24 protein-coding genes, 1 tRNA gene and 1 pseudogene are annotated in these 22175 nt (G+C 69.6%); 10 read left to right on the top strand and 16 right to left on the bottom strand.

Annotated features, from left to right (window positions below; all coding sequences use genetic code 11):
• Positions 1 to 61: 61 nt before the first annotated feature.
• Positions 62 to 712 carry a mechanosensitive ion channel family protein gene (locus tag ACQUQF_RS01225; RefSeq protein ID WP_435174904.1) on the bottom strand — a complete coding sequence of 217 codons (651 nt, stop codon included), beginning with the start codon at positions 710 to 712 and terminating at the stop codon, positions 62 to 64.
• Positions 713 to 803: 91 nt separating this feature from the next.
• On the opposite strand from ACQUQF_RS01225, the gene hisH reads away from it, so the two are divergent.
• On the top strand, positions 804 to 1454 hold the full coding sequence (gene hisH, locus ACQUQF_RS01230; protein WP_435174907.1) for an imidazole glycerol phosphate synthase subunit HisH: 651 nt from the start codon (positions 804 to 806) through the stop codon (positions 1452 to 1454).
• Positions 1455 to 1486: 32 nt separating this feature from the next.
• Here hisH and ACQUQF_RS01235 read toward each other — a convergent pair whose 3' ends face one another.
• The 3 genes from ACQUQF_RS01235 to ACQUQF_RS01245 form a co-directional block, all read right to left on the bottom strand.
• Complete coding sequence (locus tag ACQUQF_RS01235) at positions 1487 to 1828, bottom strand: zinc ribbon domain-containing protein (protein WP_435174910.1); 342 nt, start codon at positions 1826 to 1828, stop codon at positions 1487 to 1489.
• Between the two features lie 115 nt (positions 1829 to 1943).
• Complete coding sequence (locus tag ACQUQF_RS01240; RefSeq protein ID WP_435174913.1) at positions 1944 to 2303, bottom strand: DUF7344 domain-containing protein; 360 nt, start codon at positions 2301 to 2303, stop codon at positions 1944 to 1946.
• Positions 2304 to 2590: 287 nt separating this feature from the next.
• A complete protein-coding gene (locus ACQUQF_RS01245; RefSeq protein WP_435174916.1) occupies positions 2591 to 2818 on the bottom strand; it encodes a DUF7511 domain-containing protein in 228 nt (75 codons plus the stop codon).
• A 238-nt stretch (positions 2819 to 3056) separates the two neighbouring features.
• Here ACQUQF_RS01245 and ACQUQF_RS01250 point away from each other — a divergent pair, with 238 nt between their 5' ends.
• Both ACQUQF_RS01250 and ACQUQF_RS01255 read left to right on the top strand, forming a co-directional pair.
• Positions 3057 to 3932: an ABC transporter ATP-binding protein gene (locus tag ACQUQF_RS01250; protein ID WP_435174919.1), complete on the top strand. Its 876-nt coding sequence runs from the start codon at positions 3057 to 3059 to the stop codon at positions 3930 to 3932.
• Positions 3933 to 4050: 118 nt separating this feature from the next.
• Complete coding sequence (locus tag ACQUQF_RS01255; RefSeq protein WP_435174922.1) at positions 4051 to 4407, top strand: YgaP family membrane protein; 357 nt, start codon at positions 4051 to 4053, stop codon at positions 4405 to 4407.
• Between the two features lie 130 nt (positions 4408 to 4537).
• Here ACQUQF_RS01255 and ACQUQF_RS01260 read toward each other — a convergent pair whose 3' ends face one another.
• The 4 genes from ACQUQF_RS01260 to ACQUQF_RS01275 form a co-directional block, all read right to left on the bottom strand.
• Positions 4538 to 4927 carry a hypothetical protein gene (locus tag ACQUQF_RS01260; RefSeq protein WP_435174924.1) on the bottom strand — a complete coding sequence of 130 codons (390 nt, stop codon included), beginning with the start codon at positions 4925 to 4927 and terminating at the stop codon, positions 4538 to 4540.
• Between the two features lie 134 nt (positions 4928 to 5061).
• Positions 5062 to 5214: a hypothetical protein gene (locus ACQUQF_RS01265; protein ID WP_435174926.1), complete on the bottom strand. Its 153-nt coding sequence runs from the start codon at positions 5212 to 5214 to the stop codon at positions 5062 to 5064.
• A gap of 573 nt (positions 5215 to 5787) precedes the next feature.
• Positions 5788 to 5862, bottom strand: a tRNA-Val gene (locus ACQUQF_RS01270).
• Positions 5863 to 5949: 87 nt separating this feature from the next.
• Entirely contained in the window at positions 5950 to 6183 is a 234-nt protein-coding gene (locus ACQUQF_RS01275; RefSeq protein WP_435177579.1) for a DUF7553 family protein, read from the bottom strand.
• Positions 6184 to 6338: 155 nt separating this feature from the next.
• Between ACQUQF_RS01275 and ACQUQF_RS01280 the strand changes: the two genes are divergently transcribed.
• Together ACQUQF_RS01280 and ACQUQF_RS01285 are read left to right on the top strand one after the other, a co-directional pair.
• Complete coding sequence (locus ACQUQF_RS01280; RefSeq protein ID WP_435174929.1) at positions 6339 to 7346, top strand: MBL fold metallo-hydrolase; 1008 nt, start codon at positions 6339 to 6341, stop codon at positions 7344 to 7346.
• Positions 7343 to 9103: an adenine deaminase C-terminal domain-containing protein gene (locus tag ACQUQF_RS01285; protein WP_435174931.1), complete on the top strand. Its 1761-nt coding sequence runs from the start codon at positions 7343 to 7345 to the stop codon at positions 9101 to 9103. The genes ACQUQF_RS01280 and ACQUQF_RS01285 overlap by 4 nt, the downstream gene beginning before the upstream one ends.
• Before the next feature lie 14 nt (positions 9104 to 9117).
• Here the strand turns inward: ACQUQF_RS01285 and ACQUQF_RS01290 are convergent, their stop codons facing one another.
• Positions 9118 to 9390, bottom strand: a complete 273-nt coding sequence (locus ACQUQF_RS01290) for a hypothetical protein (protein WP_435174933.1) — start codon at positions 9388 to 9390, stop codon at positions 9118 to 9120.
• 133 nt (positions 9391 to 9523) lie between these two features.
• Positions 9524 to 9850: a hypothetical protein gene (locus tag ACQUQF_RS01295; protein ID WP_435174936.1), complete on the bottom strand. Its 327-nt coding sequence runs from the start codon at positions 9848 to 9850 to the stop codon at positions 9524 to 9526.
• A 159-nt stretch (positions 9851 to 10009) separates the two neighbouring features.
• Between ACQUQF_RS01295 and ACQUQF_RS01300 the strand changes: the two genes are divergently transcribed.
• The 4 genes and pseudogenes from ACQUQF_RS01300 (at position 10010) to ACQUQF_RS01315 (ending at position 13323) form a co-directional block, all read left to right on the top strand.
• Positions 10010 to 11074: a M20/M25/M40 family metallo-hydrolase gene (locus ACQUQF_RS01300; protein WP_435174938.1), complete on the top strand. Its 1065-nt coding sequence runs from the start codon at positions 10010 to 10012 to the stop codon at positions 11072 to 11074.
• 131 nt (positions 11075 to 11205) lie between these two features.
• Positions 11206 to 12516, top strand: a complete 1311-nt coding sequence (locus ACQUQF_RS01305) for a methyl-accepting chemotaxis protein (RefSeq protein WP_435174941.1) — start codon at positions 11206 to 11208, stop codon at positions 12514 to 12516.
• A 61-nt stretch (positions 12517 to 12577) separates the two neighbouring features.
• Positions 12578 to 12830: pseudogene (locus tag ACQUQF_RS01310) on the top strand (lactate racemase domain-containing protein); the annotation flags it as partial.
• 322 nt (positions 12831 to 13152) lie between these two features.
• On the top strand, positions 13153 to 13323 hold the full coding sequence (locus tag ACQUQF_RS01315; RefSeq protein ID WP_435174943.1) for a hypothetical protein: 171 nt from the start codon (positions 13153 to 13155) through the stop codon (positions 13321 to 13323).
• Between the two features lie 21 nt (positions 13324 to 13344).
• On the opposite strand, the gene ACQUQF_RS01320 is transcribed toward ACQUQF_RS01315, so the two are convergent.
• The 4 genes from ACQUQF_RS01320 to ACQUQF_RS01335 form a co-directional block, all read right to left on the bottom strand.
• On the bottom strand, positions 13345 to 13674 hold the full coding sequence (locus tag ACQUQF_RS01320) for a DUF7344 domain-containing protein (protein ID WP_435174946.1): 330 nt from the start codon (positions 13672 to 13674) through the stop codon (positions 13345 to 13347).
• Positions 13675 to 13782: 108 nt separating this feature from the next.
• Positions 13783 to 15408 (bottom strand): SLC13 family permease, encoded by a 1626-nt coding sequence (locus ACQUQF_RS01325; protein ID WP_435174949.1) that lies wholly within the window; start codon positions 15406 to 15408, stop codon positions 13783 to 13785.
• Between the two features lie 71 nt (positions 15409 to 15479).
• Positions 15480 to 15725: a hypothetical protein gene (locus ACQUQF_RS01330; RefSeq protein WP_435174952.1), complete on the bottom strand. Its 246-nt coding sequence runs from the start codon at positions 15723 to 15725 to the stop codon at positions 15480 to 15482.
• Between the two features lie 219 nt (positions 15726 to 15944).
• The gene (locus tag ACQUQF_RS01335) at positions 15945 to 18686 is read right to left on the bottom strand and encodes an ATP-dependent helicase (protein WP_435174954.1); all 2742 of its coding nucleotides are present in this window, start codon (positions 18684 to 18686) and stop codon (positions 15945 to 15947) included.
• Between the two features lie 568 nt (positions 18687 to 19254).
• On the opposite strand from ACQUQF_RS01335, the gene ACQUQF_RS01340 reads away from it, so the two are divergent.
• A complete protein-coding gene (locus ACQUQF_RS01340; RefSeq protein WP_435174957.1) occupies positions 19255 to 19998 on the top strand; it encodes an MBL fold metallo-hydrolase in 744 nt (247 codons plus the stop codon).
• 61 nt (positions 19999 to 20059) lie between these two features.
• Here the strand turns inward: ACQUQF_RS01340 and ACQUQF_RS01345 are convergent, their stop codons facing one another.
• Both ACQUQF_RS01345 and ACQUQF_RS01350 read right to left on the bottom strand, forming a co-directional pair.
• The gene (locus ACQUQF_RS01345) at positions 20060 to 21004 is read right to left on the bottom strand and encodes an LLM class oxidoreductase (protein WP_435174959.1); all 945 of its coding nucleotides are present in this window, start codon (positions 21002 to 21004) and stop codon (positions 20060 to 20062) included.
• 21 nt (positions 21005 to 21025) lie between these two features.
• Positions 21026 to 22153 carry an NADH:flavin oxidoreductase gene (locus ACQUQF_RS01350; protein WP_435174962.1) on the bottom strand — a complete coding sequence of 376 codons (1128 nt, stop codon included), beginning with the start codon at positions 22151 to 22153 and terminating at the stop codon, positions 21026 to 21028.
• Positions 22154 to 22175: the final 22 nt, after the last annotated feature.

Here is a 22175-nt window from a genome sequence, read left to right on the forward strand (position 1 = left end):
GAGCGAGTCCGGCTTTTTCCGCGGAACGCCAGCCGCCAGTGGTTGTACCGTCTGTCGTCCTCTAGCCGTCAGTCACCCCCGAACCGTCAGTCGCCCCCGCATCTCCGGTCGGAGACGACCCCGAGTCACCCGCCGCCGACTCCGAGCCGGCAGCCGGTGGCGACTCCGCCCGCCCCTTCTTCGCCCACCGCTCCTCGACCAGGCTGTTGCCCAGCACCAGCGTGTCGCCGCCGTCGATCTCCAGCCGGGTCTTCCGGAGGTCGATCTCGCGCACCACGCCGGTCTCGTCGGCCGCGACGACCACGTCGCCGGGTTCGAAGTCGGGGTCGCGCAGGAGGTAGACGCCCGCGACCGTGTCGGCGATCATGTCCGAGAGCGCGTAGCTCACCCCGAGCGCGACGAACCCCGTGGCGGTCCCGAGGCTGGCGGCGATGTCGCCCATCCCGAGTATCTTCAGGAGCGCGAGCGCCGCGCCGAACCACATGAACACGCCGGCGACCGCGGCGAACAGGTCGGCCACGAGGTCGTCGGCGTAGATCCGGTCGAGCGCCGACCGGGCCAGCGACAGCGCGACCCGGATGCCTGCGTAGGCCGCGACCGCGAACAGGAGTGCCGTGATCAGCCTCGGGATCGCGTCCACGAAGCCCGCCCGGAGTCCGGCGAGCGACTCGGCGACGATTCCCTCGAACTCTCGGCTCTGAGAGACGTTCATAATCGGTCGTTCTCGGGCGCGCGACAAGAATACTCGGACGGGACGCGCCGAAACGGGAAAGCCTCAATACCGCTCGCTCCGACGTTCCGGCGTGAACGTCACCATCGTCGACTACGGCGTGGGCAACCTCCGGAGCCTCAGACGGGGCCTGGAGCGGGCCGGCGCCGACGTCGCAATCACCGACGACCCGGAGGAGATCGCCGACGCCGAGGCGGTCGTCCTGCCCGGCGTGGGCGCGTTCGAGGAGTGCATGCGCAACTCCGCGCCGTTCCACGACGTGCTCCGTGAAGTCGCGGCGGACACGCCGGTGCTCGGCATCTGCGTCGGGCTCCAGCTCCTGTTCACCGAGAGCGCGGAGGGCGCGCCCGACGGCGAGACGGTAGCCGGCCTCGACCTGATTCCCGGCCGCGTCGAGCGGCTCCCGAGCGGGGAAGTGAAGGTGCCCCACATGGGATGGAACGAGCTCCGCGTCGAGCGCGAACACCCGCTCGCCGAGGGCCTCGCCGACGGCGACTACGCCTACTTCGTCCACTCGTACTGCGCGGCGACCGACGACAACGCGGTCGCTGCGTGCGATTACGGGTTCGACTTCGCCGCCGTCGCCGCCAACGAGGCCGGCAACGTGATGGGGACCCAGTTCCACCCCGAGAAGAGCGGCGAGACCGGCCTCCGCGTCCTCCGGAACTTCGTCGACTACGCTCGGGAGTACGGGACGGAGGCGTCCGAGGCGGCGACGATCTAGGACGGACCGTCCGATTGAGAGTCCGAACGGCGCTACCGGTTCAGTTCGCCGAGACACTGCCCGCAGTACTTCGCACCGGACATGTTCGAAGCGCCGCAGGTCGAGCAGGTGAACGCGTCGAGCGCCGGACCGGGCGTCGCCGACGCGGCGTCGTCGGCCGCGTCGGCCCCGCGGCCGTCGGCGCGAATCGGTCCCCTGTCGAGGGCCTCTGCGGCGGCGTTCGAGACGTCTCGCGGGGCGTCGTCGCGTTCCGCGAGCGCGAGCAGCAGCGCGTCGTCGCGCATCTTCTCGAGGCCGCGCATCAGACCGAGGAACAGCACCGTCGGTGCGGCGATCACGAAGCAGGCGATCAGCAGTCGGAGGGCGACGTTCATGTTCGACTGGCGTCAGCACCCCATATTAATTCTACCGATTGATTGAATCGGCGCGGCCGGCGCTCCCGCGGGACTCCGAGTCGCCGTCGGCGCGGCGTTCCGCGTCGCAGCGCCGTCACTCGTCGTCGAGGCCGAGCCCGTCGAGTTGCCGGTCGAGTCGCTCGCGGGTCCGGGGCGAGAGGTCCGCGAGCGCCACCGCGCCGCTCGACGGGTCGCGGTTGAGCAGGCCCGCCTCGGCCATCGCCGGGAGGTGGTGGCGGTCGAGCGACACCCGGACGCGCTCGGGGTTCCGGTCGGTCGAGCGGGCGACAGCGTCGGTCAGCTCGGTCAGCGTGGCCGAGCCCCGGTCGCGCAGGTGGGCCAGCGCGAGCCGTCGCCGCCGGTCGGTCAGCACCCAGTGCAGGTCGTCGGGCAGCGGTCGGTCGTCCGCCCGGCCGGGTCGGTCCGACCGGTCGGTCGAGTCGGGTCCGTCCATGGACGAAAGACTCGACGGTCGCCGGCCACATTAAACTATATCCGTACTGATATGTCCCGGTGGGGTCGGTGACGGGTGTGAATATCCGACACAGGAGGGCCGACCGGTCGGTGACGCAGGCGAGGGAGTCGGAGGCGAGTAGCGGACGAGGAAGGAGTCGGGAGCGACGCCGAGAGAGGAATGGAAGGCCCACCGGATCGGGAGCGTCGGGGACCGGAAACCGGCGGCCGGCGAGCGACCGACTCGACGCGACCGTCGGCGACCGGAGTCGGGGGCTATACGACCGGTCAGCGGGCCGATTCGAGGTCGACGAAGGCGTCGTCGTCGGCCGTCAGCCACGTCGACATGCGCTCGACGCTGGAGAGGCCCTCGGGGTAGACGGTCCGGCGGTCGGGCCTGTCCTCGTAGTCGACGACGACCGAGGAGAGTTCGACGTCGGGTCGGTCGAGGCGCGGTTCGTGCTGGCGACCGTCGGGGGCGTCCGGGTCTGTCCGGGTGTCGGGGTTCGTGCTCATGGTGCTCCGACCGCGTCTCCCGGTACACCGAGGCTGGGTTAAGTATTTTCTATGAGTAATATATATCCGACCGGAGCGAACTGAACGCTCGGTACCCGCGACGTCGCCGCGCGGACGGGGGCTGACCGTCGTCCCGGCGGGACCGACGGCGCGTGCCCGAAAGCAAAATCTTATGTTTAGGACCACCTAAAATGACGGCTGACGATGCCGGCCGGGGCGACTACACTGGTGATACTCGATGTCCGCGCACTCTGAATCGGACGACGACACGGCCGAGAAGCGAGCGAACAGCCGAGTCCTCGGCGACGGCCGGCCCGGAGAGGGGTCGGGACCGTCGAGCGTCCTCCACGCCGAGGACCTCGAGCTGAGCTACCCCACGTCCGAGGAGCCGGTCGTCGAGTGCGACCGCATCGACGTCCCCGAGGGCGAGATCACCGCGCTGGTCGGCCCGAACGGCTCGGGCAAGAGCACGCTGCTCAAGGGGCTCTCGAAGCACCTCGAACCCGACCGGGGGTCGGTCGTGCTCGACGGCCGCGCCATCCAGGAGTACGGCGACAAGGAGCTCGCGCGGGAGCTCGGCCTGCTCTCCCAGGAGAACAGCTCGCCCGGCAGCATCACCGTCGAGGACCTCGTGTACCACGGCCGGTACCCCCACCGCGGGTTCTTCGACTCGGTGAGCGACGAGGACCGCGAGGCGGTCGAGCGCGCCATCGACCTCGCGGGCGTCGACCACCTCCGCGACGAGGAGGTCGGCAACCTCAGCGGCGGCCAGAAGCAGCTTGCGTGGATCGCGATGGTGCTCGCCCAGGACACCGACGTGCTGCTGCTCGACGAGCCGACGACCTTCCTCGACCTCCACCACCAGCTCGCGGTGATGGAGGTCGTCAAGAAGCTCAACGAGGAGGAGGGCGTCACGGTCGCGGTCGTGCTCCACGACATCGCGCAGGCCGCCCGGTTCGCCGACTACCTGGTCGCGCTGAACGACGGCGAGCCCTACGACTGGGGCCCGCCGCGCGAGGTCGTCACCGAGGAGCTGCTGGCCGACGTGTTCGAGGTCGACGCCGCGGTGACCTACACGCCGGATCCCGAGATCGTCCCCAAGCGGTCGCTGTAGCGCTGGCGGCCGACCGCTCCGCGATTCTATCCGCGTTTTCGGCTCCGAGCCGGAGGACTGCGTCCGACCCCGACGCGTCGGGGGTGAGATACAAGGACTCGCGGCCCGACTTCCACGTATGGACCTCCGAGACAGCGTCGATAGCCGCGGCCGACTCGCCCGCACACTCCTCGCCGCCGCGCTGGCGGTCGTAGCCATCGCTTCGCTCCGGAAGGGGAAGCGAGCGACGGGAGCACTCGCCGGCGTCGGCGCGCTCGCGCTGGGGTACAGTTCGACGACCGGCGCCGACGAGCTGGCGGAGACGGCCGACGAACTGGCGGAGACGATCGACATCGAGAGCAAACGCGAGAGCGAGAGCGAGGACGTAGAGCTGCGCTGTGCGATCTGCGGCGAGCCCATCCGCCCGGGGCAGCGACGGGGACCGGACGAGAACGGCGAGACCGCTCACGAGGCCTGCATGGAGCGGGCGCAGTGACGGCGACCCGCAGTCGCCGTACCGCCGACCGAACCCCGCCGGAGAGCGGTCCCCGCTCAGCATCGACCGGTCGCCGGAATCGGACTGCGACTCCGGGACCGGGGAGACGCCCGGCCGTCCCCGCGTCGGCCTAGAAGTCCTCTGCGGTGTCGATCCCGGCGACGACGCCGCGGTCGTCCTCCTCGAAGCGCTCGTCGGCGTCGTGGGCCTCGGCGAACACCAGTTTCGCCTGCTCGGTGTGTGCGAACTCGACCGCGTCGCCGACGCGGTCCTCGAAGTCGAACTCCTCGCGTAAATCGTCCCACGTGGATTCGGGAACTCGGTACGCCCTCGTGTCGTCGACGGTCGCGTACTCGTGGTCGGTCTCGAACGCGGAGTGGCGGCCGATCAGGTCGGCGTGGAGCACGACCAGCGCGTCCGCGATGGTCCCGGCGTCGACGTCGAACCGGTCGGCGGTCCGGTCGAGCACGCTGTCGTCGATGTGTGCCTCGCCCGTCTCGGAAGCGGCGTCGTCGGTCATGGTTCCGCGGAGAAACGGGCGCCGGCGGTTTCGGGCTTTCGGGCGTCCAGTAGGTGTTCCGGAAACGTGCTCGGCTCGTCGCGTCGCAACCGATTCAGTAAAAGACGGGCGGATTGTGGCCGATCGGAGAGGCTCTATTTCGGTGTGACGACCGTTCGACACTGGTCACACTCTGCATAGACGCCCGTCGTTCCGTCGGTTCTCTCGTACTCGATCAGCTTCGACGCGGCGGCGATCTCCGCCCCACACTCCGGACAGTTCCCCAGCGAGGCCGTGGTTGATGACATGGTGTCTGAGCGACTGCGTCGCCGTCTAAAACAAGACGACTGAACGCACTTAGCATTTCGTCAGACGAACGGTTTTGTTACAAGAAACTCCGAAGCGAGTGGGGACGGAGACGATAGGAACGTCATGGATTGTTTAGAGGTAATAGGGAATCGAACTGACTCTATCAAAAGGGTGTGAGAAAAACGGCGTTTGCCATTCTGTGTAATATACTCGGATTCACTAAGCCACCGTTCCAGAAGAAAAAGTCAAATAGGAAGTAGAGGCTCACTATTCCACCGACGAATTTTCCGATGCCTGTCATAGTAATAATAAAGTAGTAAAATACTAAATACTTTGTGTTGAACAATACAAGTTCGTCAGTCTACGATAGCACTATAGGACGATTCCAATAGGGGAGAGAGGCGAATACCCCGAAGATGTTTCTCGTCCAGTGGAAGACTTCTCTTGAATCGCACGCCGATATAGGGTTCAGACAAAAACAACCGCCAATCGGGTCATAACTCGATGACGCCGCCGACCAAATCGCAAGACAGCGGTGCAACTCATACCTTGATGAGCGTGAGGTTAAGAAATGGGTCGGGGCGGATTCGAACCGCCGACCTGCTCCGTGTGAAGGAGCTGTCATAACCGGACTAGACTACCGACCCGGGCGTCTCAAGGTTTCGCCTTCCGGGACTTAAGGCTTACTTTACGGTCGGAAAAGAGACCGGCAGAACGGGACGACCCCGGCGGGTTCACACTCGCCGCCGCGCCGCACGGAGTGCTCGTCGCGCCCGGGTCGCGGCCGCGTCCTCGGTCCGCTTCAGTTCGGTGCGCCACCGCTCGGTTCGGGTCTGCTCCTCGCGCTCGCGGCCGGTCGCCTTCCGGAGTCGTCGCTCGGCCGGTCGGAGCTCCTCACGCAGGCCGCGGGCGAGGTGGCCGCCGGCACGTCGGGCGTAGTACCAGGCGTCTTCGAAGTGCTTGTTCATCGTTCGCACACCATTGTGTTCCTACGGCGAGGACAGATATAGCTCTTGCCCTCGTCCGGGCCGCGGACCGCGCTCCCCGCCGCGATTCGCGGCGGGCCGTCGCCGCGGCAGTCCGTGTCACAAACTGTTTATCGGGCGGCGGCCACAGTGGGCGTATGTTCAGGCGGCTCTCGATACCGACGCCGTTCCAGATCGGCCCCGTCAACGCCTACATCGCCGGGCGGACGCTGGTCGATCCCGGACCGGGGAGCGAGGAGGCGTGGGCGGCGCTGCTCGACGGCCTCGAGGCCCGCGAACTCGCCCCGACCGACGTCGAGCAGGTGCTGGTGACCCACCCGCACCCCGACCACTTCGGGCTGGCGAGCCGGCTCCGCGAGGCGGGCGCCCGGGTCGTCGCGAGTCCGACCACCGCCGAGATCATCGCCGACTTCGAGGCCCGCCTCGACTACGAGCAGTCGTACTTCGTGGAGTTCTTCGAGCGCCACGGGATGGCCCGCTCGACCGCCGAGACCGTCACCGACCTCCCCGAGTCGTTCCTCCGGGTCGCGCCCGGCGTCGAGACCGACGAGGTCGTCGAGGACGGCGACGCAGTCGAGGTCGCCGGCGTCGACGTGACCGCCGAGGCGGTGGCTGGCCACGCCCCCGGCGAGACCATTTACACCTACGAGACCGACGACGGCGAGGAGTGGGCGGTCGTCGGCGACCAGGTGCTGCCCGACATCACGCCCAATCCCCTGCTCCAGCCCCCCGCCGAGGAGGGCGGTGAGCGAACCACCGGTTCGCGGTCCTCGGCGGGCCGCCGGTCCGACGGCGGCGAGCGTCCCCGCGTCCTCCCGGCGTTCAACCGCTCGCTGGCCGACCTCCGCGAGCGGGACTTCGACCGCTTCCTGCCGGGCCACCGCGAGGTGATCGACCGCCCGAGCGAGCGCATCGACGAGGTGCTGGCCGCCCACGAGGAGCGCACCGGGAACGTGAAGGAGATCGTCGCCGAGGGCCCGACCACCGCGGTCGAGGTGATGAACGACCTGTTCGACGACCTGCCCGCGACCGAGTACTTCTCGGGGATGAGCGAGGCGGTCGGCCACCTCGACGTGCTCGACGAGCGCGGCGAGGTCGAGCCCCGCGAGCGGGGCGGCGTCGTGGTCTGGGAGGTGACGGCGTGAACGACCTCCAGGCGGTCGCGCTCGGCGAGGCGACCGCCGACCTGGTCATCACCGGCGGCCGGGTCTGCCTGCCCGAGAAGGGGGAGTTCCAGTCCCGCGACGTCGTCGTGGTCGACGACCGGGTCGCCGCGCTCCCCGAGGACGCCGACCCCGTGATCGGCGAGGACACCCGGGTCATCACCGCGACGGACCGCGTCGTGGCGCCCGGGTTCGTCGACGCCCACACCCACCTCGACCTCCACCAGACGTTCGAGAACGCCTACCACTACCTGATCGAGGGCGGCACCACCACCGTCGTCTCGGAGGTCACGGGCTACGGCCCGGCGTTCGGCGCCGAGGGCGTCGAGCAGTTCCTCGCGGCGACCGCCTACCTGCCGGTCCGGGTCCGGGCGGTCGTCCCGCCCCAGCCGCTGCTCGACACCTTCGAGCCCCGGCGGGCCGACGACGAGGAGGCCGACGCCCTCGCGGACCTGCTGGCCGACGACCGGGTCGTGGGCGTCGGCGAGACCGACTGGATCCACGCCGTCGGCCGGGACACCCCGGCGGAACTGCTCTACGAGCGCGCCGCCGAGGAGGACAAGACCGTCACGGGCCACGCCGCCGGCTGCTCGGGCGAGAAGCTCGCGGCGTTCGCCTCCGTCATCGACGACGACCACGAGGCCATCTCGGGCGAGGACGTCGTCGAGCGCGTCGAGAACGGCATCCACACCGTCGGGCGCTACGGCTCGATCCGCGACGACGTCGCGGCCATCGGCGACGCCTACTCCGAGGTGCCGACCGCGGAGCTCTCGCTGTCGACCGACGGGATGTGGCCCCGCGAGCTCATCGACGAGGGCGACATGGACGCGGTGGTCCGGCGGGCCATCGAGGAGGGCGTCGACCCCGCCGACGCCATCCGGATGGCGACGCTCAACCCCGCCCGCCACTTCGGGCTCGCCGAGGAGGGCGTCGGCTCGCTATCGCCGGGCAGCGTCGCCGACGTAGTGCTCATCGACGACCTCGACGAGGTCACCGTCACCACCGTCGTCAGCGGCGGCGAGGTGGTCTTCAACAAGGGCGAGTCGAAGGTCGCGCCCCGGAGCCACGAGTACCCCGACCGCTTCTACGACTCGGTGAACGTCCCGACCGACCCCGACCGGTTCCGGGTCCCGGCCGACGCCGCCGACGGCGACGGCGCGGTCCGGGCCATCGAGCACCGCCAGGGGCTGGTCACGGGCGAGACGACCGTCGCCCCGCGGGTCGCGGACGGCGAACTCCTCGCCGACCCCGAGGCCGACGTCCTGAAGGCGACCCTGCTTGACCGGAACCCGCGGGACGACGCCGCCGGCCGCGACCCGGCGGACAAGCCGAGCTTCACCGGCTTCGTCACCGGGCTCGGCCTGGACTCGGGCGCGGTCGCGACCACCCTGGTCTGGGAGACCACCGGCCTCCTCGCGGTCGGGACGAACGACGAGGACGCCCGGACCGCGGCCGAGCACGTCGCCGAGATGGGCGGCGGCTGGGCGGTCGTGGAGGACGGGGAAGTCGTCGCCGAGCTACCCACCCGGGTCGCCGGGGTCTGCTCGGACCTCGAGGTCGAGGAGACCGCCAAGCTCTACGACGCGGTCGAGGCGGCGCTCCGGCGGCTCGGCGCCGACGCCGACCGGCCCATGCTGGCGCTCCAGACCCTGACGTTCCCCGGCGTGCCGGCGCTGAAGCTGTCGTTCTCGGGCTACGCCGACGTCCTCGACCGCGAGGTCGTCGGCCTCAGGCCCTGACGCGGACCGTGTAGTTACTCCTCCAGCATCTCCTCTTCCGCACCGGTGTCGCCCGCCTGGAGGTCCGAGGGCTCCCGGTCGGCCGCGCCCGCCTCGCCCTCGGGGTGCTCCCGGATGGTCCGGATCTGCCGGTACGGGAAGAAGTTGCGGCCCGTCTCGCGGTCGAGCCACACGCCGGTGTCGTAGAACTCCAGGCTGTGACCGCGCACCGGGGAGGTCACTTCGCGCTGACCGCCCTGTTCGCCGTGTCGCTGGACGAGATACACGGAGTAGGTACTCTCGGACATGACACCGTCCCTTCGACGTACCGGGCGAAAAGTGTGTGGGCGACCGTCCGGTTCGTCGACCAGTCTCGTCGCCGTCGGGTCGGGCCCTCCCGACCGGCGCTCCCGACCGACCCCCGGCCGGCCGAGTCGACGACTACCGGGACCGGAGCAGCGAGAACGGTCCGCTCGACTCCTGCTCGGCCGCCTCCCGTTCGACCGCCTCGCGCGCCCGTCGGGACCGGATGCGGTTGAACGCGATACCCCCGGCGACGACCAGCGCCACCACCGCGGCCGACCGCAGTTTCGGTCCCATGCTGGGGCGGCCGGTCGACCCGCCGCGGCCGGACCGTCCCGACGTCCCGCCGTCGGTCGTCCCGGCCCGGTCGCCGGTGCCGAACGAGAGCGACCGCTCCCGGCCACCGCCGGGGTTCACCGACCAGCTGAACTCCGAGTCGTGGAAGTGGATCTCGAGGATTCCCATGTCACGGTGGTTCGCCGAGCGCGAACTTAGCGGTTGGGGCGGACGAACTCTCGGCAGGCCGTCCCCTAGCCGCTAGGAGCCGAAGCCCGCCGACGTACCGCCGAGGCCGCCCCGGACCGAAGTAGAATGGTTCATTAACGCGTGGCCGCTTCTCCCGGTATGAACCAGTCGAACAGGGAGTTCCTCGAGGGCCTGCTGACGACGCCGAGTCCGTCGGGGTTCGAGGCCGACGTCCAGCGGGTCTGGGTCGACTACGTCTCGGAGTTCGCCGACGAGGTCCGGACCGACGAGTACGGCAACGCGGTCGCCGTGATCGAGGGCGGCGACCCCGCCGTCGCGTTCGCCGGGCACGCCGACGAGATCGGGCTAATGGTCAACGGCGTCGACGAGGACGGCTTCGTCCGGCTCTCGCGGGTCGGCGGCGCCGACCGCACGGTCACGAAGGGCCAGCACGTCGAGATCCACACCGACGACGGTGCGATCCCGGGCGTGGTCGGCCAGACCGCCATCCACCTCCGGGACACGGAGGACGACGAGGTCGAGGACGTCGCCGAGCAGCACGTCGACATCGGCGTCGAGTCCGAGGCCGAGGCCCGCGAACTCGTCGACGTCGGCGACCCCATCACCTTCGACACGCCGGTCCGCGAACTCCAGGGCACCCGGATGGCGGCCCGCGGGATGGACAACCGCGTGGGCATCTGGGTGGCCGCCGAGGCGGCCCGGCGCGCGGCCGAGGCCGACGTCGAGGCCACCGTCTACGCGGTCAGCACCGTCCAGGAGGAGCTGGGCAAGCAGGGCGCGAAGATGGTCGGGTTCGACCTCCCGGTCGACGCCGCCGTCGCGGTCGACGTGACCCACGCGGTCGACTCGCCCGACCTCGCCGACGAGAAGGACCAGCACGGCGAGGTCGAACTCGGCGGCGGGCCGGTGATCGCCCGCGGCTCGTCGAACCACCCCGAGGTGGTCCGGACCGCCCGCCGGGCCGCCGCGAACGAGGACCTGCCGGTCCAGCTACAGGCTTCCGGGCGCTCGACCGGCACCGACGCCGACGCCTTCTACACCTCGCAGGGCGGCATCCCGTCGCTCAACGTCGGCCTGCCGAACCGCTACATGCACACGCCGGTCGAGGTCATCGACACCGACGACCTCGACGCCGCGGCCGACCTGCTGGCGGCGTTCGCCGCCGAGTCGGCGGGACGCGACGGCTTCGCGGTGGATATTTAGCCCGGCGCCGGACTCGACGATCGTCTCCGGAACGTTTCTCCGCCGTTCCCTTACGTAATCAGGCCGCGACGTCCTCTGTCTTCGAATACGATAAGTACCCCTCCTCGAAACGATGGCAGGGAACGATACAGATGGCTATCAACGACGCAGTTGGGCGGGTCGGTCCGGAGACCGAGACCGACGCCGGCGAGTTCTGGCGACACGCGTTCGAGCAGCTAGTCGAGCACCTCCCCGAGCCCGCCTTCCTCGTCGACGACGGCGGGAACATCGTGCAGTGGAACCGGGGCGCCGAGGAGATGACGGGGTACCCCGCCGAGGAGGTCGTCGGGGAGCACGCCTACGACGTCTTCGGCACCGAGGGACAGGACGAGACGCTGGCCGAGACCGTGGTCCGGACGGGCGAGGTCGTCCGCGAGGAGGAGATCCGGTCCGCGGAGACGGCCGACGGCGAGCGGGCCCACGCCCGGGCGTTCGGCGTCCCCGTCACCGCGCCCTCCGGGGCGGTCGTGGGCGCGGTGGAGGTCCTCAACCGCGTCACCGAGCTCATCGAACAGCGCGAGACGATGCGGGATCTCCAGGCCCGGATGACCGACGAGGTCGAGTCCGCGGTCGGCGAACTGCGGGAGTCGACCGCCGACGTCTCCGAGAACTCCCAGCGGGTCAGCGACCTCGCGGGCGAACAGGCCGACAACCTCCGCGAGGTCCAGTCGGAGGTGTCGTCGATGAGCGCCACGGTCGAGGAGATCGCGTCGAGCGCCGACGAGGTGAGCACCCAGAGCACCGAGGCCAAGACGGCCGCCGAGGAGTCGGTCGAGAGCGCCGAGCGCACGCTCGACACCGTCGACACCGTGGCCTCCGAGTCCGAGGACGTGGTGGCCGACGCCCGGGAGCTGGAGGAGCGCGTGACCGACATCGGCGAGGTGGTCGAGGTCATCGACGACATCGCCGACCAGACCAACCTGCTCGCCTTGAACGCCAACATCGAGGCCGCCCGCGCCGACGGCTCCGGGTTCACCGTGGTCGCCAACGAGATCAAGGGGCTCGCCGAGCGCTCGAAGGAGCGGGCCGACGAGATAGAGGCCATCGTCGAGGAGGTCCGCGAGACGACCCACGACACCGTCGAGAAGATCGAGGCCAACGACCGGCGGCTCGACGAGGCCGCCGACGACGTCGAGTCCGTCGTCGAGAACCAGCGGGCCATCGTGGCGGCCGTCCAGCGGACCGACGACGGCGTCTCCCAGATCGCCGAGACCACCGAGGAGCAGGCCGCGAGCGCCGAGGAGATCGCCAGCATGACCGACACGGTCGTCGACCAGGCCGGCGAGGTCTCGGACGCGGTCGAGGGCATCGCGGCCGCCAACGAGCAGCAGACGGCGATGGTCCGGGAGATCGCGAAGAGCATCGAGTCGCTCGAGGCCTCTCTCGAGGACGTGACGGAGTAGTCCCCGGCGACCTCGGGACCGGGTCGACGCCGACGACGACGTAGCGATCGTCGTGACCGACGTGACCAGAGCGACCCCCGACGACGTGCTGGTGGACGCGCTGGTCGGCGAACTCCGCGCGGCCGGCGTCGAGCGCGACCGGATCGCGCTCGTCGTCGGTCATCGGCCGGTGGAGGCCGAGTCCGACGACGAGCTCCGGGCGGCGCTGGGCGAGCACGCCGACCGTGGCCGAGGCCGACGCGGTGGTCTCGACCGGGATGGTCGAACCCCACCAGTACGCCGGGTTCTCGGGCGGCGCGAAGACGGTCGCGATCGGCGCGGGCGGCGAGTCGCTCATCGGCTACACCCACGGCCCGGGGATGCTCTCGCAGGAGGGCGTCCGGCTGGGCCGGGCCGAGGGCAACCCGTTCCGCGAGACGATCGACCGGGCCGGCGACCTCGTCGGCCTCGACTTCTGCCTGAACGTCACCCACGCACCGGCGGCCGCATCGTCGTCCCCGCTCGCCTGCAGGAGGGCGCCGGCGAGGGCACGGGCGAGCAGCGGTTCTACGAGCGGCTCCGCGGGCCCGAGAGCGCCAACGCGCTCTACGAGGAGATGCGAAAGGGTACGACCCGGGCGCCCAGCGGGCGTTCGTCGTGGCCCGGGTCCTCCGGGCGTACGACTGCTACGTGACGAACAGCGAGCGCCCGGAGATCGTCGAGGACTGCCGGATGCACGCCCGGAAGTCGGTCGAGGACGCGGTCGAACCGGGCAGCGACGTGCTGGTGGTGCCCGACGCGCTCGACACGCTGCTGGTGGAGGGATGAGCGACGGTCCGGGGCCGCGGCTCACCGGAGCGACACCGTGTCGGGCAACCGGTCGTAGAACACGAGTCCGGCGGCCTCCAACTCGGGCAGGCAGTGCCGAGAGAACGAGTGGTAGACGTCCCGGCGGACGGCCGGTCGCTCCTCCCGCGGGAGGTCGTCCATCTCACCGACCAGGAACTCGTCGACGAGCTCGGTGACGTGGACCGGCGAGCGCTGGTTGGTCCACCGGAGGAAGTCGACGACGAACCGACACCGGGCGTCGCGGAGGGCGACCGGTTCGTCGGGGCGCGACCTGCGCGATCGGTCCCGTCTCGGCGCCCCGTCGGTCGGTGACCGGTACTGTTTCGGCATGAGGGGTCCAGGCGACGCGAATCTATAAGCCCACCGCCCGCAGCGAGAGCGGGAACGGAGACTGCGGCGACGGTCGGCGCGGCGAATCGGAAGGGGTGTCTGGACCGGCTACCAGAGGATGTGGGGCCAGACGAACTCGAACAGCAGCCAGATGAACCCGGTGAGCACCAGCGTCATCAGGACGTTGAGCACGACGCCGGCCCGCATCATCTGGCTCTGCTTGAGGTAGCCGCTGCCGAAGACGATGGCGTTCGGCGGCGTCGCCACCGGGAGCGCGAACGCGAAGCTCGCGGCGATGGCGCCCGACACCGAGAGGAAGACCGCGGCCGCCACGTCGGTGAGACCGAGCGTGGCGGCGAACACGCCCCCGATGCTGATGAGGATGGGGACGATGATGGTCGCGGTGGCGGTGTTCGAGGTCATCTCGGTCAGGAAGATGACCAGCAGGACCACGACAGCGACGACCAGCAGGATGGGCGCGCCCGTCAGCGACCCGAAGACGGTGTCGGCGATCCACTTGGTCGCGCCGGTAGCGGCCAGCGCGTCGGCGAGCGCGATGCCGCCGCCGAACAGCAGGATGGTCCCCCAGTCGATGTCGGCGAGCTCGTCCCACTCCATCGTGTCGGCCAGCACCAGGGCCGGGATGGACATCAGGCCGACCATCACGTAGTAGAGCAGCCCCTGGTGGCCCTCGATGCCGAAGACGCTGGTCCCCTCGCCGCCGAACAGCGTCACCGCCCACGCGTCGGGGAGGTGGGGCGCGATGAAGTCGCCGAGGCCGCCCACCACCCACAGCACCGCGGTGGCGGTGAAGATGACCGCGACGCGCTTGCCCCGCGGGTCGAGCGGACCCTCCTCCGCGAGGTACCGGCTGGCCTCCTCGCGGGCGTCGCTGACGTCCTCGACCCGCGGCGGGTAGAGGACGTAGGTGAGCATGTACCAGACGATGGGGAGCGTGACGACGACGATGGGCAGGCCGATGAGCAGCCACTGGGCGAACCCGATCTCGTAGCCCAGCATCTGGTTGAGCTGGGAGGCCAGCACCGCGTTCGGCGGCGTCCCGATGAGCGTGCCGACCCCGCCGACGCTCGCGGCGTAGGCGGTGCCCAGCAGCATCGACACCTGGATGTTGGAGAACTCGCCGTCGGCGACGTCGGCGGTCGCCGCCGCGCCGGCGCCGTCGGCGGCCACGTCGGAGTCGACTGCGTCCGCGGTCGCGGCGGCCGCCTGGACGCCCTCGCGGCCGATGACCTGGGTGAGCACGCCCAGTGCGATGGGGGTCATCATGGCCGTGGTCGCCGTGTTCGACACCCACATCGAGAGGAACGCGGTCGCCAGCATGACCGACAGCACGAGCCGGCGGGGCGACGAGCCCATCGCCGACATCATCCACAGCGCGATCCGGCGGTCGATGTCGTACTTCTGGAGCGCGTTCGCCAGCATGAACCCGGCGATGAACAGGAAGATGAGGTGGTCGGCGAAGCCGACGAGCGCCTCGTCGAGGTCGGCGTACACCCCGAAGGCGGTCAGCAGTACCGGTATCGAGAGCGCGGTCACCGCGAGCGGGAACGCGCCGGTCACCCAGAGCAGCCCCGCGAAGAACATCGTGGCGAGCGCGAACTGCCCCCTGACCGAGAGCCCGTCGGGGGTCGGGGCCGCCGCGATGACCCCGGTCCCGAGGAGTGCGATCAGGAAGACGACGATGCGCCCGCGCTCGGAGGACGGCTGTATCATTGATACACACACTCGTAGGGGTATGTACCGATTAATATCTTCCGATTCGGGTGGTATCGAACACCACGACGTCAGAAGTGGTCGGCGATGGCGCGGAGCTGGTCGTCGTCGAGCTCCTCGGCGTAGAGCTCGAGCAGCAGCCGGCGGCGGGACGGCGAGAGCGCCCGGGTTCCACTCTCGAGCATCGAGACGTGGGCCTGGACCAGCTCGTCGACCTCGCGCTCGATGGCCCGCTGCTCGTAGCCCGCCGCGACCCGGAGCAGCCGCCACGCCATCGGCGAGAGCTCCTCGACGTCGACGTCCGTCGTCTCACCCATCGACCGTACCAATCACGTCGGCCTCTTATAAATATCCGGACACCGGCGGGCGGTCGCGGAGCCGACAGTCGTCGGGGGAGCCTCCCGGACGAGCGCGGGCAATTTCCCCCGAACGAGCGCGGCCGACCTCTCCCCGACGTGCGCGGCCAAACCGTTCCGGAGAGGCGTCTGGCACCGTGCCGTCGTGGAGGCGGAGGCGCCCGCGGTGGACCGGCCACGCTACTGGACCGCCGACGTGCCGGTCGGGCGCTCGTACTCGCCGCCGATCTCCTCGAGCACCCGGTCGTGGAACTCCCGGAGGACGGCGCTCTCGTCCTCGGCCAGCACCACGTCGCTGGCCATCAGCGTGGCGAGCCCGAACGCCTTGGGCGTCGGCACGTCGACCCGGTTGGCGACCACCGACACCTCGCCGGCCTGCACGTCGGCCAGCACGTCCTCGATGGCCGAGACGGCCAGCTTGTCCTCGATGATCTCGCGGTAGGTCTCCTCGACGACCGCGAACTCCTCGAGGTCCTGGGCGAACCCGAGCAGCATCTCGCTGGAGACCTGCTGCTCGCTGGCGGACTTCTCGTAGCCCTTGTAGCGCTTGAGGATCATCAGCGACCGGGTGGCGTTGATGCGGAAGTACCGCTGGAGGAGCTCGGTGCCGTCGAGCGCGGCCCGGAGGTCGCTGCGGACGTCCTCGGGGTCGATGTCCCGGATGATCTCGGCCACGTCGACCTTCCGGTTCAGGGGCATCGACACCGTGAACCCGTGGTCGGCGACCGCGACCGAGACGTTGGTGTTGGCGGCGTTGGCGCACCGGTAGGCGACCAGTCGCGAGAGGCCGTCGTTGAACTGCCGGCCGTAGTTCGAGTGGACGTAGTAGTGGCGCTCGTACTCGTCGCGGTCGAGCTCGACCTCGACCGCGAGCCGGCGGTCGGTGCTGACGCTCTCGGGGCCGGCGTACCGGAGCTGCTCGTCGAACATCCGGGCGATGGCCCGGACGCTGTTCTCGTCCAGCGGGAACTCCCGGAGCCACACCCGGACCGCGCGCTTGCCCCGCTTCCGGAACCGCTCGACGAGCTCGCCCTGGAACTCCAGGATGGACCTGCCGAGGTCGTAGGAGAGCGGCAGGCGCTCGGAGAACCACGACGGGACGGTCGGCCGGGCGCTCGTCCGGTCGGCGTACACCTTCGACCCGCGGCGGTACCGGAACTCGAAGTTCTGGCCGCCGAGGACGAACACGTCGCCCTTCTCCAGGGTGTCGAGGTACGACTCGTCGAGGTCGCCGACCCACTCGTTGTCCGCGCGGGTGAACACGTCGCAGGTGAACGAGTCCGGGATCGTCCCGATGTTGGTCATGTAGATGACCCGGGCGAGCCGGCCCCGCTTGCCGATCAGGGGCTCGCCGACCTCGTAGTCGGGGTAGTGGTACTCTCCCTCGGGCGGGTCGTTCTCGTCGCGCCAGATCTTGGCGTAGACGTTCTTGTCCTCCAGCCCCTCGTAGTCCGAGGTCAGGTACCGGAACAGGGTCTCGAACTGCTCGTCCGAGAAATTGCGGTAGGGGTAGGCCCGCCGCAGCGTCTCGCGTACCTCCCGCTCCGGTCGGACGTCGTTGATGGCCATGCCGTAGACGTGCTGGACCGCCACGTCGTAGGCCTCCTCGGGGACGAACACCCGGTCGACGAACCCCTCCTCGGCCTTCTTGAGCATCACGGCGCACTCGACCAGCTCGTCGCGGTCCAGGGCGATGACCCGGCCGGTGACCGTCTCGCCGAGCTGGTGGCCCGCCCGGCCGACCCGCTGGAGCAGCGAGGCCACCGACTTGGGCGAGCCGACCTGGACCACCAGGTCGACGTGAGGCATGTCGATGCCCAGCTCCAGGCTGGTGGAGGTCGTCACCACGTCGAGCGACCCCGCCTTGAGGTCCTCCTCGATGGACTGGCGGGCCTCCTTCGAGAGGCTGCCGTGGTGACAGCCCGAGTTGTCCTCGTCGTAGTCCTCGTAGCGCTCCCGGAGGTTGTGGAGCACGCGCTCGGCGCCCGACCGGGTGTTCGTGAACACGAGGGTGTTGGTGTGCTCGGAGACGAGGTCGTGGAGCTGGTCGTAGAACCGCTCGTTGACCACCTCGCGGGACGTGCCGATGAGGTCGTCTGTCGGGCACTGGAGCTCGACGTCGAACTCCCGGACGAACCGGGTGTCGACGATCTCGCGGTCCCGGACCTCCCCGCCCTCGCAGCCCGCGAGGAAGTCGGCGATCTCCTCCAGGGGCTCGACCGTCGCCGAGCAGCCGATGCGGGTCGGCGACGTCTCGACCATGTTCTCGAGCCGCTCGAGGCTCACCGCGAGGTGGGTGCCCCGCTTGCCGTCGGCGAGGCTGTGGATCTCGTCGACGACGACGTACTCGACGGTCTCTAACTTCTCCTTGAACTTCGGCGAGTTGAGCAGGATGGCCAGCGTCTCGGGCGTCGTGTTGAGGATGTGGGGCGTCTCCTCCAACATCTTCCGGCGTTCGGCGTCGTCGGTGTCGCCGTGCCGGATGGCGTGGCGGACCGACGGCTCGCCGTCCATCCGGGCCGCGATGCCCGCCAGGGGCTCGGCCAGGTTCCGGTGGATGTCGTTGGCCAGCGACTTCAGCGGCGAGACGTAGAGGCAGTACACCGAGTTGTCGAGGCCGTCGGGCCGCTCGCGCTCCCGCCGGAACAGCTCGTTCAGGATGGCGGTGAACGAGCTGAGCGTCTTCCCGCTGCCGGTCGGCGAGGCGATGAGGGCGTTTTCCCCCTCGTGGATGAGCGGGATGGCCTCCTTCTGGGGCGGCGTGAAGAATCCCCCGTTGTCGGGGACGTGCTCGCCGAACTGGTCGACCCACCACTCCCTGACCGCCGGCTCCAGCGATTCGAGGACGTCGGCGTCGTCCAGCGCGACCGACGCCGCGTCGAAGTCGAACTCCCCGCGCGCCAGTAGCTCGCGCGCTCCCATGCTGGCGGTCCGTTGGGGCCGGGTACTTAAGACGGTTTGGTCACCGGAGCGAAAGTGAAACTGGCCGCCTCGGAGCGCCGACCCCGACGTCTGCCCCGTATTCCTCTCGCCCGGGACCGGTCGGTTCAACTTGAGTCGACGCTCGAACCAGGACCGGACCCTATTTCATTTAAACATTTACCACACGGTGGAAGTGTATATCCGGGCGACGAACTCGCTCCGTCGGGGTGGAGACACCTGGCCCGTACTCCGTAAGCTTATAAATCCCCTCCGAACTCAGTCGACGAGGACGAACGCAGCGAGGAGTAGCCAGGCCCGACCGCCGCGAGGGCGAGGTCCGCCGAAACTCGCCGGAGGCCGAACTGCCGTGCTGCGCTTCCGCTGGCGGTAGCGCGTCAGGCCGCCGTACAGGAGGTACGCGCCGGCGCCGAGCGCGACGAGCGACTGACGGTCCAGAGCGGGGACGCGGAGGGCACGTTCGGGCGCCGATGTGTCGGCGGCCCCCGAATAGCTGGCGATGGTCGCCGCGCCCGAAGCGATTAACCCCCTCGGTCCCCGGGAGTCGAACATGCAGGTCACGTTCCTCGGCACGGGCAGCGCGATGCCGACCGGCGAGCGCTACCAGACCGGCATCGTCGTCGGCAGCGAGGCGACCGACCGGCGCGTGCTGGTCGACTGCGGGAGCGGCGTGCTCCACCGCCTCCAGCAGTCGGGAATCGGCTACGAGAGCGTCTCGACGGTCCTGTTGACCCACCACCACCTCGACCACGTGGCCGACCTCCTCCCGCTGCTGAAGGCGCGGTGGCTCGCGGGCGAGGAGCACCTCGAGGTCGTCGGCCCGTCGGGCACGAAGGCGCTGGTCGACGACCTGCTCGACGTGTTCGACTACCTGGAGGGCCGGGTCGACCTCCGGGTCCGGGAGGTCGGCGCCCACGAGTTCGAGGTGGCCGGCTTCGACGTCGAGGGGTACGAGACCCGCCACTCGGTGCCGTGCCTGGCCTACCGGTTCGACGACACCTTCACGTACAGCGGCGACAGCGAGGCGTTCGCCGGCCTCCCGAACTTCGCCGACGGCTGCGACGCGCTGGCCCACGACTGCTCGTTCCCCGACGACGTGGACGTGGACAACCACCCGACGCCGACCCAGCTCGGCGAGGCGCTGGCGGAGTCGGGCGCCGACATCGGCCGGGTGTTCCTGACCCACCTCTACCCCCACACCGAGGGCCGCCACGAGGAGATGCTGAACGCCATCGAGGCGGTGTACGACGGCGACGTGCGGTTTGCAGATGATTTGCGGACTGTCGAGTTATAGAACGAGACACGTGCGGAGGAGTCCGCGTCCGGGACAGCGGTTTACGGCGTCGAGCCGGCCGCTACCGGAACTGCGGGACGACCTCGTTCCCGAGCTCCCGCAGCACCTCGTCGACGGGGCGCTCGCTGTACTTGAGGTTGAACAGCAGGTGGTTCACCCCGATGTCCTCGAGTCGCTCGATGTAGTCGACAAGCCACTCCCGCCCGGTGCGGAAGCCCTGATGGATCTCGGAGGGCGGCGTCGTCGGGTCTTCGGTCAGGTCGACGTAGGTCGCCTGGCCGAACGGCTTGAACTCACCCGGTGCATGCTCGGCGGTCAGGTCGCGCCAGCGGTCGACGACCTCGGCCTGCGAGTCGAGGTCCTGCGTGTAGTACATCCAGGCGTCGGCGTGCTCGGCCAGCCAGTCCTCGTCCTGGCGGGCGTGGCCGGTCACCGGCATCGGGAGCCCGTCGGCGGTCGGCTTGGGGATCAGGTCGACCTCCCCGTTCATCGCGCCGAACTCCGACTCGACCTCCGGGAACTCCTCCTCCAGGACCGTGTTGAGCACCCGGAAGTGCTCGCGGAACCGCTCGCCGCGGGTCTCGCGGTCGACGCCGAACGCGTCGTACTCCGCCGGGCGGTCGCCGCTGGCCACCCCGAGGACGAGCCGGCCGCCCGACAGCCGGTCGACCGAGGCCGCGGCCTTGGCCACGTGGAGCGGGTGGCGCAGCGGGAGGACGATGGCCCCGGTCGCCAGCGCGACGTCGTCGGTGTGGGCCGCGATGTGGCTCAGGTAGACCCACGGGTCGTATATCTGGCCCGCGTCGCCGAAGCTCGGGTCGAGCAGCGGCACGTCGCGGAACCAGAGCGCGTCGAACCCCAGCTCCTCGGCCAGCCGAGCGCGCTCGACCTGGTCCTCCATCGAGGCGGTCGCGCCCTCGTAGCCCTCGAGCGGGAAGATGGCGCCGAACGTCAGTTCGTCCTCGCGGAACGTGCGTTCGAATCCGGCGTTGTACCTAGCTGTCATCGTTCTGTGGATTCACGCAGCTCACTCCGACTCGGCCGGAACCGCCGATTCGGGCGGGACCTCCGACTCGCTGAGCGTCGCGTCGGGTTGGAGGATCTCCTGGAAGTCGAACTCCTCGGGGTCGCGTCCCTCCGCGACGCGGGTCGGCCAGTCTGGGTTCGCGAGCGCGCTCGTCGCCTGCGCCACGAGGTCTGCCCCGTGGGACTCGACGACCCGCGCCGCCGCGTCGGGGTCGCCGAGATTACCGTTGGCGACCACGGGAACGGTGGTGTACTCGTCGGCCAGCTCCGCCAGCGTCGGCCCCGAGCCGAACGCCGGGGCGGTGACGTCCTCCTCGGTCACGTGGACGAAGTCGACGCCGGCCGAATCGAGCGCGCGGAAGACGACTTCGGCGTCGTCTTCGCCGCCCGACCAGCGGTAGTCGGGGTCGTTGACCTTGCTCTGGGAAATCCGGACTCCGACGGTGAACTCCTCGGGGACCGCGTCCCGGACCGCCTCGACCACCTCGGCGGGGTACCGAATCCGGTTCTCGACGGAGCCGCCGTACTCGTCGTCGCGCTCGTTGGTGTACTCCGTCAGGAACTGGTCGAGGAGGTAGCCGTTCGCGCCGTGGATCTCGACGCCGTCGAACCCGGCCGCCTCGGCGCGCTCGGCCGCTCGGGCGAACCCCCGTCGGGCGTCGGCCATCTCGTCCTTCGTCATCTCCTTCGGAACGGCAAATTCCCCGCTCCCGCCGTAGAGTTCCAACTGTTCGCCCTTCGGTTTCACGGCGGACGGACCGACCGTCTCGTCGGCGTGCTCGTTGCCCTGCGAGAGCGCCCCGGCGTGCATGAGCTGCGCAAAGATAGGTGCGCCCTCCTCGTGGACGGCCTCGGTCACCGTCCGCCACGCCTCGACGTGCGACTCGTTGGCGAGGCCGGGCTGGTTGCGGTACCCCTGGCTGTAGGCCTCGTCCGGGTACGTCCCCTCGGTGACGAGGAACGAGAAGCCGCCGCGGGCGAACTTCGCGTAGTAGCGTTTCATCCGGTCGGTCGCGCGTCCGTCGGTCGTCGCGCTCGTTCGGGTCATCGGCGCCAGCCCGACCCGGTTCTCGAGCGTCGTCCCGTTCAGGTCGAACTCGTCGAACAGAACGCCGTGTTCGTCGTCCATGGGTACCGACGTAACCGCCCGT

The organism is Halorussus sp. AFM4 (assembly GCF_051194995.1).
GTDB lineage: Archaea > Halobacteriota > Halobacteria > Halobacteriales > Haladaptataceae > Halorussus.